The 771-nt window shown below is 59.4% G+C and carries 1 protein-coding gene and 1 pseudogene; one reads left to right on the top strand and one right to left on the bottom strand.

The genetic code is table 11. The features are described 5' to 3' along the window. Positions 1-55 precede the first annotated feature (55 nt). The gene (locus tag E5W87_RS35465; RefSeq protein WP_292408627.1) at positions 56-253 is read left to right on the top strand and encodes a DUF3606 domain-containing protein; all 198 of its coding nucleotides are present in this window, start codon (positions 56-58) and stop codon (positions 251-253) included. A gap of 215 nt (positions 254-468) precedes the next feature. Here E5W87_RS35465 and E5W87_RS35460 read toward each other — a convergent pair. Next, positions 469-771, bottom strand: a pseudogene (locus E5W87_RS35460) (hypothetical protein); the annotation flags it as partial.

Here is a 771-nt window from a genome sequence, read left to right as displayed (position 1 = left end):
GGGATCCAGCAATAGCAACGTCCTGTCGAGGTCGACCTGAAATTGATACCCGGCCATGTCGATCCGCAACGACCTTTCTTGCCGCCGCCTGCCCCGCAGCTACCGTCAACTACGGGGCGACCGTGATTATGAGGTGAACTATTTTGCTCTGAAGAACACCATCACGCCCGATCAGGTCCGCGATCTGATCCGCAAGCATGGCAACGATCGGGCGACCTTGACCGAAGCCGCAAAGGCATTGCCCGGAACATGAAACCATCGAAACCTCGGGCCTCTGATCACCGGCCGCCGAGCCAGCAGGGACATTTTCATACTCGCCCAACGTGCTGAGCCGTCGATAGGCGCGATGCGGCAGGTCAGCTAGCATGAGCAGCCGGGCCACGACCCGCTCGAAATGGATGCCTACAGCAGAAAGCCCGCCGACGGATGCCAGCGGGGCTGCATGTCGGGGACCCTTCCGCTCTTGGATTAGCAACCTTCAGTCGTCGTTTTCATCTGACCCGGAGCTGCCGACTTTGCATCGGTGTCCTGCTGGCCAGGAGCCGCCTGTTTGGCGCTGCCTGTCTGTTGGCCCGGTGCGCAGTCCTTTGCTGAATTGGGGTTGGTGGCGTTCGTGGTGGTCGAATCGGTGCCCTGAGTGCTGGGCATTGTCGTTGTGGTCGAAGACGATCCGCTCGTGCTGGTGTTGCCCGATGACTGGGCAAAGGCAAGACCGGTTGACAGGGCCATCATTGCCGATGCGATTAGAAGTCGTTTCATCATCTCCTTTTT

The sequence above is a fragment of the Mesorhizobium sp. genome (genome assembly GCF_004962925.1).
Taxonomy (GTDB): domain Bacteria; phylum Pseudomonadota; class Alphaproteobacteria; order Rhizobiales; family Rhizobiaceae; genus Mesorhizobium.
The sequence above is the reverse complement of the archived record's forward strand: the minus strand, read 5'-3'. Positions and strand labels throughout refer to the sequence as shown.

What these genes read in the sequence shown, in the direction of transcription:
- E5W87_RS35465 (WP_292408627.1), top strand. Translation starts at nt 56, where the DNA reads ATGTCGATCCGCAACGACCTTTCTTGCCGCCGCCTGCCCCGCAGCTAC.